11 protein-coding genes and 1 pseudogene are annotated in these 16459 nt (G+C 71.9%); 5 read left to right on the top strand and 7 right to left on the bottom strand.

Annotated features, from left to right (window positions below):
- Nucleotides 1-149 precede the first annotated feature (149 nt).
- Nucleotides 150-662, bottom strand: a complete 513-nt coding sequence (locus tag AB0E07_RS12980; protein WP_362249681.1) for a MarR family transcriptional regulator — start codon at nt 660-662, stop codon at nt 150-152.
- A 160-nt stretch (nt 663-822) separates the two neighbouring features.
- Here AB0E07_RS12980 and ilvA point away from each other — a divergent pair, with 160 nt between their 5' ends.
- Complete coding sequence (ilvA, locus tag AB0E07_RS12975; protein WP_362249577.1) at nt 823-2052, top strand: threonine ammonia-lyase; 1230 nt, start codon at nt 823-825, stop codon at nt 2050-2052.
- 72 nt (nt 2053-2124) lie between these two features.
- Here the strand turns inward: ilvA and greA are convergent, their stop codons facing one another.
- Complete coding sequence (gene greA, locus AB0E07_RS12970; RefSeq protein ID WP_362249574.1) at nt 2125-2625, bottom strand: transcription elongation factor GreA; 501 nt, start codon at nt 2623-2625, stop codon at nt 2125-2127.
- A gap of 224 nt (nt 2626-2849) precedes the next feature.
- Nucleotides 2850-3248 (bottom strand): DUF4307 domain-containing protein, encoded by a 399-nt coding sequence (locus AB0E07_RS12965; RefSeq protein ID WP_362249571.1) that lies wholly within the window; start codon nt 3246-3248, stop codon nt 2850-2852.
- Between the two features lie 116 nt (nt 3249-3364).
- On the opposite strand from AB0E07_RS12965, the gene mca reads away from it, so the two are divergent.
- Together mca and AB0E07_RS12955 are read left to right on the top strand one after the other, a co-directional pair.
- Nucleotides 3365-4246 (top strand): mycothiol conjugate amidase Mca, encoded by an 882-nt coding sequence (mca, locus tag AB0E07_RS12960; protein WP_362249569.1) that lies wholly within the window; start codon nt 3365-3367, stop codon nt 4244-4246.
- The gene (locus AB0E07_RS12955; protein ID WP_362249566.1) at nt 4239-4487 is read left to right on the top strand and encodes a hypothetical protein; all 249 of its coding nucleotides are present in this window, start codon (nt 4239-4241) and stop codon (nt 4485-4487) included. Before mca ends, AB0E07_RS12955 begins: the two co-directional genes overlap by 8 nt.
- A 13-nt stretch (nt 4488-4500) precedes the next feature.
- On the opposite strand, the gene AB0E07_RS12950 is transcribed toward AB0E07_RS12955, so the two are convergent.
- The 4 genes from AB0E07_RS12950 to AB0E07_RS12935 all read right to left on the bottom strand — a co-directional run bounded on the left by AB0E07_RS12950 (nt 4501) and on the right by AB0E07_RS12935 (nt 12756).
- A complete protein-coding gene (locus AB0E07_RS12950) occupies nt 4501-5472 on the bottom strand; it encodes a hypothetical protein (protein ID WP_362249563.1) in 972 nt (323 codons plus the stop codon).
- Entirely contained in the window at nt 5469-6767 is a 1299-nt protein-coding gene (locus AB0E07_RS12945; protein ID WP_362249561.1) for a CHAT domain-containing protein, read from the bottom strand. The genes AB0E07_RS12950 and AB0E07_RS12945 overlap by 4 nt, the downstream gene beginning before the upstream one ends.
- Before the next feature lie 6 nt (nt 6768-6773).
- Nucleotides 6774-9440, bottom strand: a complete 2667-nt coding sequence (locus AB0E07_RS12940) for an ATP-binding protein (RefSeq protein WP_362249558.1) — start codon at nt 9438-9440, stop codon at nt 6774-6776.
- Between the two features lie 121 nt (nt 9441-9561).
- Nucleotides 9562-12756 carry a tetratricopeptide repeat protein gene (locus AB0E07_RS12935; RefSeq protein ID WP_362249555.1) on the bottom strand — a complete coding sequence of 1065 codons (3195 nt, stop codon included), beginning with the start codon at nt 12754-12756 and terminating at the stop codon, nt 9562-9564.
- Between the two features lie 159 nt (nt 12757-12915).
- Between AB0E07_RS12935 and AB0E07_RS12930 the strand changes: the two are divergent.
- Nucleotides 12916-13749: pseudogene (locus AB0E07_RS12930) on the top strand (recombinase family protein); the annotation flags it as partial.
- A 538-nt stretch (nt 13750-14287) separates the two neighbouring features.
- Entirely contained in the window at nt 14288-16318 is a 2031-nt protein-coding gene (locus AB0E07_RS12925) for a thioredoxin domain-containing protein (RefSeq protein ID WP_362249551.1), read from the top strand.
- The last annotated feature ends 141 nt before the right edge of the window (nt 16319-16459 follow it).

Here is a 16459-nt window from a genome sequence, read left to right as displayed (position 1 = left end):
TGGTCGGATCCCGGCCACGTACGGACGTACGAACAGGACCCGGTCTCATATGAGGCCAGCGGCGGCCCGGGGTCAAGAGCCGGGCGGCACGTGCGTGGGCGAGTCCGTGCGGCGGCGGACGTCCCGGCGCCCGCCGGGCGGCGCGCCGCTCAGGAGGCCGGCGTCGGCGTCGGCTCGGCCCCCGGCACACCGTGGGCGGCCATGCGGGTGGACAGCGCGGTGTTGAAGCGTGTGAGGAGCGTGCAGAACGCCTCGCGCTCCTCCGGCGCCCAGTCGTGTGTCAGCTCGGCCATCAACTGACGCCGCGAGGAGCGCACTTCCTCCAGCCGGGACTGCCCGCGCGGGGAGAGCTGGAGCACCACGGCCCGCCCGTCCTCGGGGTGCGAGGTGCGCTTGACGAGCCCGGTGTCGACGAGCGGCGCCACCTGCCGGGTGACCGTCGAGGAGTCGATCCCCATGCTCGCGGCGAGCGCCTTGACCCCCATGGGGCCTTCCTTGTCCAGGCGGTTGAGCAGCAGGTAGGCGGCGCGGTCCATGGAGTTGCGCACCTGCCCGACCCCGCCGAGCCGGGTCTGTTCGGCACGGCGGGCGAACACCGCCACCTCGTGCTGCAAGGTGTCCAGGAGACCGGTGTCGCCGGCGGTCGACATGTCCATCGACATTCCAGGTGTTGTGGGCATGGCCGGGGGCTCACTTCATCAGGGGTGCAGGAATGGGGGACAGGTTACGCGGCCGGGGGGCGGACCGTACCGGCGCTGCGCAAACCGGTCTCGGTGGTTGGTCACACCGGCGCCCCCTCGTGTGAACTGCGAGACTTGCGTCATGAACTACCGCAAGGTCGACTTGCTGCCGCCGGTCACGCTGGACGACGTGCGCGGCGCCCAGAAGATGCTCACGGGCGTGGCGCGGGTGACGGCGATGGAGGGCAGCAGGCACCTGTCCCAGCTGGTGGGCGCACCGGTGCACCTCAAGTGCGAGAACCTCCAGCGAACCGGTTCGTTCAAGCTGCGCGGCGCCTACGTCCGGATCGCGGGTCTGCTGCCCGAGGAGCGGGCCGCCGGGGTCGTCGCGGCGAGCGCAGGCAACCACGCGCAGGGCGTCGCGCTCGCCTCCACCCTGCTCGGCGTCGCCTCGACGGTGTTCATGCCGAAGGGCGCCCCGCTGCCGAAGATCAGCGCGACCGAGGACTACGGGGCCCAGGTCCGGCTGCACGGGCAGGTGGTCGACGAGACGCTGGCCGCGGCCCAGGAGTACGCGGCCGAGACCGGCGCGGTGTTCATCCACCCCTTCGACCACGCCGATGTCATCGCGGGCCAGGGCACGGTCGGCCTGGAGATCCTGGACCAGTGCCCGGAGGTGCGCACGATCGTCGTCGGCATCGGCGGCGGTGGACTCGCGGCCGGTATCGCCGTCGCGGTGAAGGCGCTGCGGCCCGACGTACGGATCGTGGGGGTGCAGGCCGAGGGCGCGGCGGCGTACCCGCCCTCGCTGGCGGCCGGGCACCCGGTCTCCGTGCGGAACCCGGCGACGATGGCCGACGGCATCAAGGTCGGGCGGCCCGGCGACGTGCCGTTCGGGATCATCGGGGAGCTGGTGGACGAGGTCCGCACGGTCACCGAGGACGAGCTGTCCACCGCCCTGCTGCTCTGCCTGGAGCGGGCCAAGCTGGTCGTGGAGCCCGCCGGGGCCAGCCCGGTCGCGGCCCTGCTCAGCGCCCCCGGCGCCTTCGACGGCCCGGTGGTCGCGGTGCTGTCGGGCGGCAACGTCGACCCGGTGCTGATGGAGCGGGTGCTGCGGCACGGCATGGCCGCCCAGGGCCGCTACCTGGCCGTACGGCTGCGGCTGACGGACCGCCCGGGAGCCCTCGCCACCCTGCTCGGGGTGCTGTCGGCGGCCGACGCCAACGTCCTGGACGTCGGTCATGTACGGACCGATCCCCGGCTCCGGCTGACGGAGGCGGAGGTCGAGCTGCACCTGGAGACCAAGGGTCCGGCGCACTGCGCCGAGCTGGGCCAGGCCCTGCGGGTGGCCGGGTACACGGTCATCGACTGAGCCGGTCGGCACGACCGTGCCCCCGGCGCCACGGGGGCGCCGGGGGCACGGTCAGGTGTGTGCGGGCCGGGGTCAGCCGCTGTAGGGCTCGGCCTTCAGGATCCGCACCGAGGCCTTCTTGCCGTTCGGCAGCTCGTACTCCGCGTCCTCGCCGACCTTGTGCCCGATCACGCCGCTGCCCAGCGGGGACTGCGGGGAGTAGGTCTCGATGTCGGAGCTGGCGTACTCGCGGGAGGCCAGCAGGAAGGAGAGGGTGTCGTCCTCGTCGCCGTCGAAGGCGATCGTGACGACCATGCCGGGCGCGACCTCGCCCTCGGCGGACACGGGCGCCTCGCCGACCTTGGCGTTCTCCAGGAGCTGGGTCAGCTGGCGCACACGGAGCTCCTGCTTGCCCTGCTCCTCCTTGGCCGCGTGGTACCCGCCGTTCTCGCGCAGGTCGCCCTCCTCGCGCGCGGCCGCGATCTTGGCGGCGATCTCCGTGCGCGCAGGACCAGTAAGGTGCTCAAGCTCGTCCTTGAGCTTGGTGTACGCCTCCTGGGTAAGCCAGGTGACGGACTCGCTGGTCTGGGTCACAGGTGCTCCTCGTCGGTACTGGGAATACAAAGCATCGCCCTACCCAGAAGAATGTTCTCTCTCGGATGGGCGAAACCACGAGCCTAACAATTCAATGGCGCCAAGGGGAGGACATAAGCCATCAGAATTACGTCAACGCTGGTCAGCGCTGGTGTGATGAAGTCGGAACCCACGGGATCCGGCGCGGTTCGGTCCGCGGGTCGGTCCGCGGGTCGGTCCGCGGTTCAGTCCGCGTGACAGCCGAGCAGCTCGGCCGTCGACCCCTGGGACGTCGTACGGAGCGTGACGACCTCGTCGATCCGGGTGGCGTCGCCCTCGAAGCGGAAGTCCGCCCGGCCCACCTCGGCGCCGTTCTCCGCCTGGGAGCGGACCGTGCAGTAGCCGGAGGTGCCGGAGTCCTTGTGGACCTCCAGATGCACCTGGACCTCGCTCGCGGTGAAGTCGTACTTGATGATCTCGGCGCTGATCTCGTTCTGGGCCACGTAGTGATAACCGAAGTATCCGACCAGACCGAGGAACAGGGTCCCCAGGACCACCGCGGCGACCTTGAGCGTGCGGTCCGCGCGCTCGTCCGAGGAACGCCCGTAGCGGCCCTTGGGCGGACGCGTGCTCGCCGTGGTCATGATCGTCCTCTCGGCGGGGCCGGGCCCCGGAATTATTCGGCCCCCGATTCGGTCACTATAGAAGCTGCCTTATGCGCCCGTTCACACCGGGGGCGCCGACCTATGAGGATTGAGTCTTGACTGACCAGCTGCGACTGATGGCCGTCCACGCCCACCCCGACGACGAGTCGAGCAAGGGCGCGGCCACCATGGCGAAGTACGTGTCCGAGGGGGTGGACGTGCTGGTCGTGACCTGCACGGGCGGGGAGCGCGGCTCCATCCTCAATCCCAAGCTCCAGGGCGACAAGTACATCGAGGAGCACATCCACGAGGTACGCAAGAAGGAGATGGACGAGGCCCGCGAGATCCTCGGCGTCAAGCAGGAGTGGCTCGGCTTCGTCGACTCCGGCCTGCCCGAGGGCGACCCGCTGCCCCCGCTGCCCGAGGGCTGCTTCGCCCTGGAGGACGTCGAGAAGGCGGCCGGCGAACTGGTCCGGAAGATCCGCTCCTTCCGTCCCCAGGTGATCACCACCTACGACGAGAACGGCGGCTACCCGCACCCCGACCACATCATGACCCACAAGATCTCGATGGTGGCCTTCGAGGGCGCGGCGGACACCGAGAAGTACCCGGAGGACGAGTACGGCCCGGCGTACCAGCCGGTCAAGCTCTACTACAACCAGGGCTTCAACCGCCCCCGCACCGAGGCGCTGCACCAGGCGATGCTCGACCGGGGCATGGAGTCGCCGTACGGGGACTGGCTCAAGCGCTGGGACGAGTTCGAGCGCACCGAGCGCACGCTGACCACGCACGTCCCGTGCGCCGACTTCTACGAGATCCGCGACAAGGCCCTGATCGCGCACGCCACGCAGATCGACCCCGACGGCGGCTGGTTCCGAGTGCCGATGGACCTCCAGAGGGAGGTCTGGCCGACGGAGGAGTACGAGCTGGCGAAGTCCCTCGTCGATACCTCCCTCCCCGAGGACGACCTCTTCGCGGGCGTCCGCGACAATGCCTGACATGAGCGCAAGCGCAAGCCTGGCAATGACGCACCTGGCCACCCTCGCCAAGGAGGTCGACGAGGACAAGGTCACCCCCGGTGTCCTCGGCTTCATCGTCTTCGCGGTGATGGCCCTGGCCGTGTGGGGCCTGATGAAGTCGATGAACAAGCACATGGGCAGGGTCGCCTTCACGGAGGCCCCCGACCCGAAGGCGGAAGCCCCGGCGGACGCTCCGGGCGACTCCGCGGCGAAGGGCTGACCTCAGGCCCGCCTCACCGGGCGTGTTCCGCCAGTGACAGCAGCAGGTGCGCCGACTCCGGCCGTACGTGGTCGGAGTGGGCGCCCGACCAGCCGCGTCGGCGCACGAAGATCTCCGAGGCGTCCACGCTGACGAACCGGTGGTCGAGGTCGCCCCGCGGATACGGCTCGGTCGTCCCGCGCATCCGGATCCCGGACACCGGCGCGGGCGCCGTTCCGATGCCCGCGTACCCGATCCCGGTCCGCTTCTCGGCGCGCACATGCCAGAATCCGGCCGCGAGGTCGGCCTGTGCGTACGTGGCCACGACGGGACCGTGCAATGGCGCCTCGTCGAGTGAGTCGAAGAGCGTCGCGAACGCGTCCCGCGGCGCCGCCATCTGGAAGAGCAGCATCGAGTCGGCGGTGAACGGCCGGTCCGGTGGCCGGGGCGTGCTCCAGCCCAGCGTGGCCGGCTCCTCGACCGCCCACCGCACCGCCTCGCACAGCACCCGGCAGCCGAATGAGTGCCCTACCAGGTGCAGATACTGCCCCTCGCGGTTGCCCAGCACCGCGGGCGCGGCCGGATCGCCCCGCGAGGCGTCCACATACCCCAGCAACTGCCCGAGGACCCGGCCCGCGTCCCCGTCCGTGCTCAGCGCGTGCGCCCGGTCCCGCATCCCGCGGTACTCGCCCGGGGTGCGCCGCTTACCCGACGGCCAGCACAGCAGCACCGTCCAGGGCCGCCACTCCGGCAGACCCGGGTACCGCGCGGGCTCGTACTGTCCTGCCGCGTGGGCCAGCAACCCCTCGGCCGCGGCGCGCGCGTCCTCCGGAGGAGTGCGCCAGCCGTGCGCGTACACGACCACATCGGTGGCCCACTCCGGCGGAGTCAGCTCCTCGGCGAAGTGATCGGCCAGCCGGTCGCCGGGCACGGGGGCGAAGCCGCCCCGGGTCTCCTCCAGGAGCCGGCCGTCGTCCCCGAGCCGGACGATGTGCACCCCGCTCATACGGCGACCTCCTGACCGGCGTCGGAGGTGTGCGCGTCGGCCCGCTCCAGGCGGGTGTCCATCCCGTGGTGCAGGGCGTAGGCGAGGCCGAGGGGGTTGTGCAGGGTGTCGGCGAAGTGCCGGGCGACCGCGTGCGCGATGTCGCCGGCGGTCTCCGTGCCGTGCAGATACCGGGTCAGGAACTCCAGGGCGTACTCCGCCGCGAAGGCCTGCGGCATCTCGATCTGCGGTCCCAGGACACCCCTGGCCCCCGAGTCGATCAGCGCGTGGCTCAGGAACTTGTGATCACCACCGCCCTCCGGCACACCGGCGTGGCAGGCGTTCAGCACCACGAACGGCTGGAAGGGACTCTCGCTGCCGAAGCGCCGCCTGCGGTCCCGGACCGTCTGGGCGTCGATGGTCTTGTTGTCGGTCAGCCTCAGGGCGAGGGAGGCGGGCTGGGAGCCGTTCGCCACGAAGTGGCCGTGGCACCAGAAGTACATGAGCTGCTCGCACAGGTCCTGCCGGGCCAGCGCCCGGACCAGTTCGCCGTGCGTCGTCCGCTCCACGAACCGGGTGCCCTTGGCGAGGACGGCGGCGACGTCCGCGGCGCGGGTGCGGCCCTTGCGGTCCACACGGTCGTCGTGGTTGAGACTGACGACCGGAACGTCCGGGGCCTCGCGCAGTCCGGTCAGCCACGGGTAGGCGCCGCCGGTCTGCTCGATCTGGTGGCGGTGGCCGAGGAAGAGGCCGAACAGCGGTCGCAGTACGCCTCGCTGGATCGGCAGCTGCTGCTCCAGGCACACCATCGGCCACGGCACGTGCAGATCGGAATCGAAGCGGACCCGCAGCCCCTCCCGGCCGCTCAGCGCCTCGGTGAGGTAGTCACGGAAGCGGACGACCCGCTCGTCGGTGCCGCCGAGGAGTGTGCCGTAGAGCAACTCCGAGCCGACGAAGGCCAGTTCGTTGACGATGTCGAACACCTCGACGGGCGGGCGGGAGCGCAGGTCCACGAGGTTCACGTACGCGTTCTCGGCGTCGCCCGCCGGCCGGTGGTCGACGAAGTGCTCCTTCCACTGCCGGCACAGACGGGCCGCCGCGGCCCGTACGTCGGCGGGGCGCACGTGGAGGTCCACGCGGTGCTCGGTGCCGTGCAGCTGCGGTACGGCGGGACCGTACAGCCGGGCCCGGATGCGGTCCTCGCCCAGGCTGTCCAGGCAGACGGTGACGTCCGGGCCGCGGGTCAGCCGGTCGGGGAGCGTGGTGAAGCCACGGCTGGGGTCCTGCACTACGTGCACATGGAGTTCGGTGGGCATCGGCGGCTACCGTCCGCGCGGGGTGACGGCGTGCGGAGCGGCGTGGCTGCCCGGCTGGTCGTGGTCGAGGATGTCGAGCTCGGTTTCCACCTGTTGCAGGACCGTTCCGGTGCGTTCGAGGGCGAGGGTGAACCGGAGGCGGTGCGTTCCGGTGCGGTGCGGGGTGAAGTCGAACTCCGCTCCGTGGGTCTCCTCCTCGGAGGGACGCAGATGCGCGGAGGCCGGTTCGAGGGAGGCGCGGGTCAGGGGCAGCGCGGTGACCGTCAGCCAGGGCGCGGCGTCGCCTCCGGCCGCCCAGGGGTGTCCCGGGTCGGGGGCGACGCGCAGCAGGAGGCGGGCGGTGCTGTCGGCGGTCGGGGACTCGTCGAGCAACGTGATCCGCACCCGGCAGCGGGGGCCGCCGGGGAAGCTCATCGGATCGGAGCCGGTGGAGACGGTGACGGGGATGTCGCGGGCGTGGAAGGGGATGGGGTGGCCGTGGCGGGGGCCGCCGGCGTCGCAGAACGCCATGATCTGGTGCAGCAGTTGATCTCGGTCGGGAAGGGCTGGAGGGAGCACGCTGGTGAGAGTGGAGCGGTCGGAACGAGTGTTCCACTCGACCAGCACCACGCGTACGGCTTCCGCCCAGGCGAGGCCACGCACGTTGGCCACGGCTCGGAACTGGGATGCCGCGTTCGCCAGTAGGTTCTGCGTCGGCTCGGCAGGGGTGGCGCGGGAGGCCCACTCCAGCAGCGTCCATGCCGTTCCGATGGTGCAGCCCGTGTCCTGGAACTGCTCGTGGATCACCTCCCACCGTCCCAAGTCGGCCTCGGTGTCCGTGGGTCCGAACAGTGCGAGCCGGTGGCGGGCCCAGGCCGAGCCGAGCGCGTCCTGACACCTGACAAAGGTCCGGTCCGCCCGGTCCAGCGTCGAGTGCGCGGCCCCCATGGTGCCCACCACGGCGTACCGGAGGGCCAGGTACAGCTCTGTCCAGCCGACGCCCCGTAGGTCGTCCGCCTTCCGGTGGGCGGCCAGTGCGGCGCGCCCGTCCGGGTCGTCGCGCAGCCCTTCCGGCAGCCGGATGCGCTCCGTGGCGACCCAGTTGAGCCCGCGCTGATCGCCGACGGACCGCAGCTCCAGTTCGGCGTCGGCGAGCAGTGCCTCGGCCTCTGCCGCCAGGCCGCGCAGCAGTTGGGTCCGCGCGAGATGGAGCAGGGCCCAGCCGTGACCGCGGCGACACTGGAACCGGTCGTGCTGCTCGGCGGCCGTGCTCAGCAGCCGCTGGGCCTCGTACGCGTCGCCCTGGTCGCACAGCACGGCTCCGCGGATCAGCATGTGCCACGCTTCCAGGGTGGCGTGGCCGGTAGTGGGGGGACCGGCGTCCAGTGTGGACAGGGCGGCGTTCAAACGCCCCGACTCGTGTTCGATCGCAGCCCGTTCATGGACGGCCCGGGCACTCGCGTCGTCCATGAGCAGCGCCCGAGCCTCATCAGGCAGCCCCAGATCGCGTGCCAGAGAGGCCAGTTCACGAGTGACGGACGGCGTGGCCGCCCTCCGGCGGAGGTATACGAGCCGGTGGGCGTCGCCGAGGACGGCGAGGACGGTCGCCAGGGGCTCCGAGATGTCCGGCCCCCCTCGTACGGCAAGACGCATGAACTCGTCGATATGGTCCGCCAGTTCGACCGGACCGAGCCGGTCGGCGGATCTCGCAGGCGGCCCCTCCGAGGGACGGCCGTCGAGCAGGCTCGCCGCGTGCCGAAGGGTGTGTCGCGCGCTCTCGGCCAGCACGGGATTGACCGCCGAGGTCATCCGGGCTCGGGCACGCACGACGCCGATCAGTGGATCCGGAAGCACGAACTCGTGCTCTCCGCTCCAGGACTGAACCAACTGCCGCACGACCAGCCTGTCCACCATCTCCTTCCCCGGGACCAGGTCAGGGAGCACCTGCAACATGCTGAGGGCCGTGCGCAGGGAAAAGGGAGCACTGGACTGTGGCCGGGTGAGGACTTCCAGGGCGCGGTACTCGTCCAAAGTGCACCGCTTCAACGCGAGGTCGATCAGTCCGTCCGGCCCGGACACTCCCTCCGGAACCTCCTCCAGTCCGTCCCGCACGAGAGCCCCGGCGATGCGGGTGAGATACGGCAGGCCGTGTGCGGCGACGGTCAGTTCGGTCAGGGGCTCGGTCGTCGACGTTCGGGCGAGGGTGGCCGATACCAACAAGGCGTCCACGTCCTCCAGCGGCAGGACCTCCCGCAGGTGGCTCCGCCTGGGCAGGACGAAGGGCCTGCGGGCGGTGAGGACGACCCTCAGCCGGGGGCAGCGCCGTAACACCGCGAGCAGCTTGGTGGCGACCGAGGAACTCAAATGGTCCAGCACCACGACACGGTCGACGGCAAGCTCGGCGCACTGATCCCGCAGCACTCGGCCGAACTTCCGCGCGGTCATCCCAGCCGCCCGCACGATCGGCGCCCGAGGTGCCCCGCACTCCGCCAGGAGTCGTAACAGTGTGCCCTCGACGTCGACCGTGTCGCCGAACGTGATCCAGTGGACCGGAAGCCCCAGATCGCGGGTCGCCTCCGCGGCCAGTGCGGACTTGCCGACGCCGGCCGGGCCGTGCAGGATCAGGGGCGGCGGGTGCTCGTCGTCCACGGCGAGCAGCGCCCGCAGCTCGGCGACCTCCCGTTCGCGTCCCACGAACCCGCTCACTACCGGCGGACCCGTGGGCGCGCGCAGATCACGTGCCACTCGGACTCCTCCCGAAATCGGTCACCCCACCACATTCCCAGCCGGGACCCCGTGCCGTCAGGCGATCCCCTCACCCCGCCACGGCCACCCCCATGACCTCCCGCGCGTGCCGGTCCGGGACCATGCCCAGGCGCCAGGCCTGCCAGTCCGTGTCCAGGCTCACGCCCCGCTCCAGCAGCAGGCGGTACGCCGCCACGTACTCGTCGAGCTTCCCGTCCCGCAGCGCGTGGCCGCCGCGGGACAGCTGGGCCAGCTCCTCCTGGGCCACCGCCGTGCCGACCTCGACGCCGCCCGGGGCCGCGTACGGCAGGAGGGTGCAGCGCAGGAAGCGGGACCAGTCCTCGCCGCGGCGGTCGCCGTACGACGTGAACAGGCCCGTCGCCTCGTCGCACAGGGCGAGCGCCTGCGGGGTGCGGGAGTTCCCGGCCTCCACCACCGCCAGCTCCAGGCAGGTCCACGCCTCGCCGTGGGCGACGCCGATGCGCTGGAAGTCCGCGCGGGCGTCCACCAGGAGCTGCCGGGCGAAGCCGGAGTTGCGCAGCGAACCGGTCTGCGCCGCGCGCAGGTCCCGGGTGGCGCGGGCCGAGTGGTGGCGGGCGCAGGCCAGGCCGTACACGTCACGCATCCGGGAGAACATCGTGCGGGACCGCTCCAGCTCGCGGACCGCCTGGTCGAGGCTCCCGGTCTCCTCCAGGGACTGGCCCAGGTAGTAGACCGTCCACGCCTCGCCGCGCGCGTCCTCGTTCTCGCGGTGCCGGGACGCCGCCTGCCGCAGCCCGTCCAGCGCGGCGGAGGCGTCGCCGTCGACCAGCCGGGCCCGCGCCAGCTGGGTCATCGCCCACGCCTCGCCGCGGGCGTCGTGGGTACGGCCGTACAGGTCCAGAGCGGTACGCAGCTCGCGTTCCGCCCGCGGGACGTCGCCCATGCGCAGACCGAGCTGGCCGAGCTGGAAGTGCGCCCACGCCTCGCCGTGCACGGACTCGCCCGCGCGGTGCAGCTCCAGGGAACGGGTCAGCAGGTCGAGAGCCTCGGAGAGATGGGCCCGGTCGCGTTCGACGGCCGCCAGGGCGTGCATCGTCCAGGCGCGGTCCGTGGCCAGGTGCGGCGACGCCTGGAGGTCGAGCGCCTCGCGGAGCTTGCGGGCCGCCTCCGCCAGCTGGCCCTGGTGGTGCAGGGTGATGCCCAGCGAACACAGGGCACGAGCCGCGCCCGCGTCGTGGTGGGCCTCCATGTACAGGTCGACCACCGAGGTCAGCGTGGTCCGCGCCTTGTCCAGCTCGCCCAGCTGCCGGGCCGCGATACCGGTCCGCCACTGCACCGAGCGCAGCAGCAGGCCCTGGTCCACCGCCTGGGCCAGTTCGCTGATCTCGCCCAGCCGGTACAGGTCGCCGCGCAGCAGGCAGTAGTCGCACAGCGCGCCCAGCAGCTCCAGTACCGCCGCCTGGTTGACGCCGTCCGCGTGCCGCAGCGCCGAGGTGATGAAGCTCGACTCGTCGTCCAGCCAGCGCAGGGCCTCGTCCAGGGAGGTGAAGCCGTGCGGGCTGAACCGGTCGGAGCGGGTCGACATGTTGCCGTCGACCAGGCGGAGCACCGAGTCGGCCAGGTCGGCGTAGTTGACGATGAGACGTTCCTGCGCCGCGGTGCGCTCGGCCGGCTCCTCCTCGTCCAGGAGCCGCGCCTGGGCGAACGCGCGGACCAGGCCGTGCAGCCGGTAGCGGTTGCCGCGGACGTGGTCGATCAGGCCCGCCCCGGCGAGCGCGACGAGATGACGGGTGGCCTCCGCCTCGTCCGTGGCCAGCAGGGCGGCGGCCGCCGCCGCGCCGAGCGAGGTCCGGCCGGCCAGCGCCAGCCGGCGCAGCAGCCGTCTTCCGGTCTCGGACTGGTCGGTGTAGCGCAGCCACAGCACCCGCTCGACCGGCTCCACCGGGCCGTAGGCGCCGAGGTCCGCGGCGAGCCGACGCGGGGAGCGCGGGCCGAGGGAGGAGCCGGCGATGCGCAGGGCGAGGGGCAGACCGCCGCACAACCGGTGGATGTCGTCGGCGGATTCGGCGTCGTAGGGGCCCGAGGCGTCCTGGGCCACCGAGCCCAGCAGTTCCTCCGCGCCCGCCGCGGCCAGCGGCTCGACCGGCAGCTCGTGCACCCGGGCCGGCAGATCGGCGGGCAGGCCGAGGGGGCGGCGGGCGGTCACCAGGACCAGGCTGTCGGAGCGCTCGGGCAGCAGGGCGCGGACCTGCTCCGGATCACTGGCGTCGTCCAGCACGATCGTGACCGGCAGACCGGTCAGATGCTGGTGGTACAGCTCGCCGAGCCGCTTGACCTGCTGGTCGGGGGAGGAGCGCTCCCGGAACAGCAACTGCTCGCGGGGCGCGCCGAGCCGGTTCAGCAGGTGCAGCAGGGCGTCCCGGGTGGACAGCGGCGCCTCCTCGGTGGCGTCGCCGCGCAGGTCGACGACGCAGGCGCCGCGGAACTGGTCCCGCAGATCGTGCGCCGCGCGCACCGCCAGCGCCGTGCGCCCGCTGCCGGGCGCGCCGTGCAGGACGACGACCGTCGGGCGGGTCCGCGTACTCGCGCGGGCCGCCTGCACCCACTGCCGGATCCGCGCCAGCTCCTGCCGCCGGCCCGCGAACGGATCGTCCGGCTCGGGGAGTTGGGCGAAGGACTGCTCCAGCACGCGCCGACCGCGCGCCGCCGCGCTCTTGTCCGTGCCGCGCAGCGCCGGCCCCGACGGCTTCGGTCCGGTCGACGCGCTCAGCACCCGCTGCTGATCGAGGAAGGGCCGGATGCCGCGCACCTCCAGCGCGGTCAGCCACTGCAGGCGCAACTGCTCCGCCCCGCCGGGCTGCCCCGCCTCCCCGGCCCGGTGATGCGCGGCCGGCAGATGCGTCCCGGCCACCTTCACCACCGTCGCGGCGGCGCCGACCACGCCCACCGCCACCCCCGCGCCCAGCGCGGTCCCGGTACCGGTGCCCAGCGCCAGGTCGGCGACCACGGCGGCGACCCCGGCCACCCCCGCGACCAGCAGCGGAGTCCCTCCGCCCTCGCGGGCGTAGCGCTGCCCGAAGGTGAGCCGTCCGGCCTCCGACGCGTCCAGCGCGCGTGTGTACGCCTCGTACTCCTCCTCCGCCGTCCGCGCCATCGCCTCCAGCGCGCCCCGCGCCCGGGACAGCAGCACACCTCCGTCGGTACGCCCGCCCGAACGACGCACCTCCTCCTCCACGGCCCGAGCCAACAGCCGCTCGGCATCCGCCCGATGGCCGTCCCGCATGTCACGTCCCCCTCCGGCGGCAACTTCCCTGTCCACGAGTGTCCTTCGGGCGAGGCGCGAGCGCGAGAGGGCGATCAACGCAAAGGCCTACGAGTAACGACGGGGTAGTCCGCTCGTTCTTCTGGCTGTCGGACAGAATGACGAACTGGGGGCCGGGCCATGTGTGGCGATGGTGTGGGTGGGGCCGACGGTCTGATCCCTGTTGTTTCCTATGCGCGGACGTCCGAGGACTCTCGCCGGCGTGACGGACACGGTGTGCGGCACCAACTTCGGGTCAACGAGCGGACCGCGCGGGAGCACGGCTGCACAGTGATCGCCGTCTACAGCGACAACGGGTGCAGCGCGTCGAAGGCGGGAGCGGCGCGGCCGGGATTCGAGCGCTTGCTCACCGACCTGTCGCGAGGCTGCGTGGACGGCGGCGGGCAGATCGAAGGCGTCGCCTGCGTGGCGGACGACCGCCTCTATCGCCGCCCGGAGGATTTCGCCCGGTTCCTCGCCGCACTGACCAGCGTCCCGGGGCGGATCTACCTCGATCCGCAGGGTGTTCGAGATCCCTGCTCCCCGGAAGGGCTTCTCGCGGCGGCACGGTCGTTGGACGCGGCCGTGACGGAGACGCAAGTCAGGAGCAGGCGGCTGGCGAACTGGCACTGGGCCCGAGCGGTCGAAGGGGTACCGCACAGCGGGCCACGACCTTTCGGTTGGCGAGAGGACCGGATCACCCTGCACGCGGAGGAGGCGCGCCTGGTGGAGCGCGCGGTCGCGGAACGCATCGCGGGGAAGGCCGTTCGGGCCATTGCCCGTGAGTGGGCCGAGTCCGGAGTCACCGGTACGCGAGGCGGCAGACCCAACGGGCAGACCGTCACCCAGATCATCACCGCGCCCAGGGTGTGCGGATTTCGCGCGAACAGAGGAGAGTTGCTGCTCGTACCGGAGACCGGTGAGCCGGTGCTCGGCCTGTGGGAACCCATCATCGGACCCGAGCAGTGGCGCCTGGTGTGTTCCACGTTCTCCCCTGGGAGCCTGTTCATGCATCGGGGCAGTGGCGCTCCCCGGCTCACCGGAACTCCGCGAACCGCGGCTCGGCACCTCGGCACCGGCTTCCTCCGTTGCGGGGCACAGGGCGCGGACGGGACGGTGTGCCGCGGTGCCCTCTGCGTCCAGAAGGGGAGAAGCCGACGCAGCCGTACGTCTACTCCTGCCGTGACTGCGGGAGATGCAGCATCAGCGGGCCGCTGGCGGACGAGACACTCGAACAGTTGCTCTTCGAGGAGAGCGTCCAGCGCGGAGGTCTCCCCGCTGAAGCGAGGCGGCGGTGGCAGGCCGGCGACATCACGCTCGAAGAGAAGCGGAGCCTCGTGGCGTCGGCCTTCGCGTACTGTCTCGTGCGACCAGGGCGGAAGGCGGACCACACCTGGGACCGTTCCCGGCTGGAGCCGGTACGTCCCTGACGTGGTCGGGGCAGGGCACACGGAATGGGGCTCAGAGGCAGGCCGTCCCACGTCTTCGGACGCCCATCGGGCACGATGGGTCCATGGCGAACCGACTGGCCCACGAGACGTCCCCCTATCTGCTCCAGCACGCCGACAACCCGGTCGACTGGTGGCCCTGGTCGGCGGAGGCATTCGAAGAGGCGCGGAAGCGGGGCGTACCCGTGCTGCTCAGCGTCGGGTATTCGAGTTGCCACTGGTGCCATGTACTCGCCAGTGAGAGCTTCGAGGACGAGGCGGTCGCCGCCTACATGAACGAGCACTTCGTCAGCGTCAAGGTCGACCGTGAGGAGCGGCCCGACGTCGATGCCGTTTACATGGAGGCCGTGCAGGCTGCCACCGGGCAGGGCGGTTGGCCCATGACCGTGTTCCTCACGCCCGATGCCGAGCCCTTCTACTTCGGTACCTACTTCCCGCCGGCCCCGCGGCACGGCATGCCCTCCTTCCGGCAGGTGCTGGAGGGGGTGCGGCAGGCGTGGACCGGGCGGCGGGACGAGGTCGCCGAGGTGGCCGGGAAGATCGTGCGGGATCTCGCCGGGCGGGAGATCTCCTACGGCGACGCGCAGGTGCCGGGCGATGAGGAGCTGGCGAAGGCGCTGCTCGGGCTCACCCGGGAGTACGACGAGCAGCGCGGCGGGTTCGGGGGCGCGCCCAAGTTCCCGCCGTCCATGGTGATCGAGTTCCTGCTGCGCCACCACGCCCGCACCGGTGCCGAGGGCGCGCTCCAGATGGCGGCCGACACCTGTGAGCGGATGGCCCGGGGCGGCATCTACGACCAGCTCGGCGGCGGCTTCGCCCGGTACTCGGTGGACCGGGAGTGGGTCGTGCCGCACTTCGAGAAGATGCTCTACGACAACGCGCTGCTGTGCCGGGTCTACGCCCACCTGTGGCGGTCCACCGGCTCCGAACTCGCCCGGCGGGTCGCGCTGGAGACCGCCGACTTCATGGTGCGCGAACTGCGCACGAACGAGGGCGGGTTCGCCTCGGCGCTCGACGCCGACAGCGACGACGGCAGCGGGAAGCACGTCGAGGGCGCCTTCTACGTGTGGACCCCGGAGCAGTTGCGCGAGGTGCTCGGTGACGACGCCGAACTCGCCGCCCGGTACTTCGGGGTGACCGAGGAGGGCACCTTTGAACACGGCGCCTCGGTACTTCAACTCCCGCAGCAGGAGGGCGTGTTCGAGGCAGGGAGGATCGAGGGGATCCGGGAGCGGCTGCTCGCCGCGCGGGCGGAGCGGCCGGCGCCCGGCCGGGACGACAAGGTGGTTGCCGCCTGGAACGGGCTGGCCATCGCCGCGCTGGCCGAGACCGGCGCCTACTTCGACCGCCCCGACCTGGTCGAGGCCGCGGTGTGCGCGGCGGATCTGCTGGTGCGGGTGCATCTGGACGAGCACGCCAGGGTGGCCCGGACCAGCAAGGACGGCAAGGTCGGCGCCAACGCGGGGGTGCTGGAGGACTACGCGGACGTCGCCGAGGGCTTCCTCGCGCTGGCGTCCGTCACGGGGGAGGGCGTCTGGCTGGAGTTCGCCGGTTTTCTGCTCGACCATGTCCTGACCCGGTTCGTCGACGAGGAGTCCGGGACGCTGTTCGACACGGCGGCGGACGCCGAGCGGCTCATCCGCCGGCCGCAGGACCCCACCGACAACGCGGCCCCCTCGGGCTGGACGGCCGCGGCGAACGCCCTGCTGAGCTATGCCGCGCAGACCGGGGCGGAGCCGCATCGCGGCGCGGCGGAGCGGGCGCTCGGGGTGGTGAAGGCGCTCGGGCCGCGGGTGCCGCGGTTCATCGGCTGGGGTCTCGCCGCCGCCGAGGCGTGGCTGGACGGGCCGAGGGAGGTCGCGGTGGTCGGTCCCTCGCTGGACGATCCGGCGACCCGCGCGCTGCACCGGACGGCGCTGCTGGGCACCGCTCCCGGCGCGGTGGTCGCCGCCGGAACTGCGGAGAGTGACGAGTTGCCGCTGCTGGCGGGGCGGCCGTTGGTCGGCGGTGAACCGGCCGCGTATGTCTGCCGTAACTTCACCTGTGACGCCCCGACGACCGATCCGGAGCGCCTGCGCGAGGCGCTGAGCGGCTGAGACGGTCCGATCCGAGATGGGCAGGGGCGAAATTTCCCTGCCCAGATTGCGCATGTGTTCGGTTAGATCCCGCTAGGCGCCGCACCGTTCCGAAACACGCTATTTATCGGAACAGCTCTCGCGCTTCACAGTTCCCCCCTA

This window comes from Streptomyces sp. NPDC048002 (assembly GCF_040653275.1).
Lineage (GTDB): Bacteria > Actinomycetota > Actinomycetes > Streptomycetales > Streptomycetaceae > Streptomyces.
This window is presented reverse-complemented; position numbering and strand designations above follow the sequence as displayed.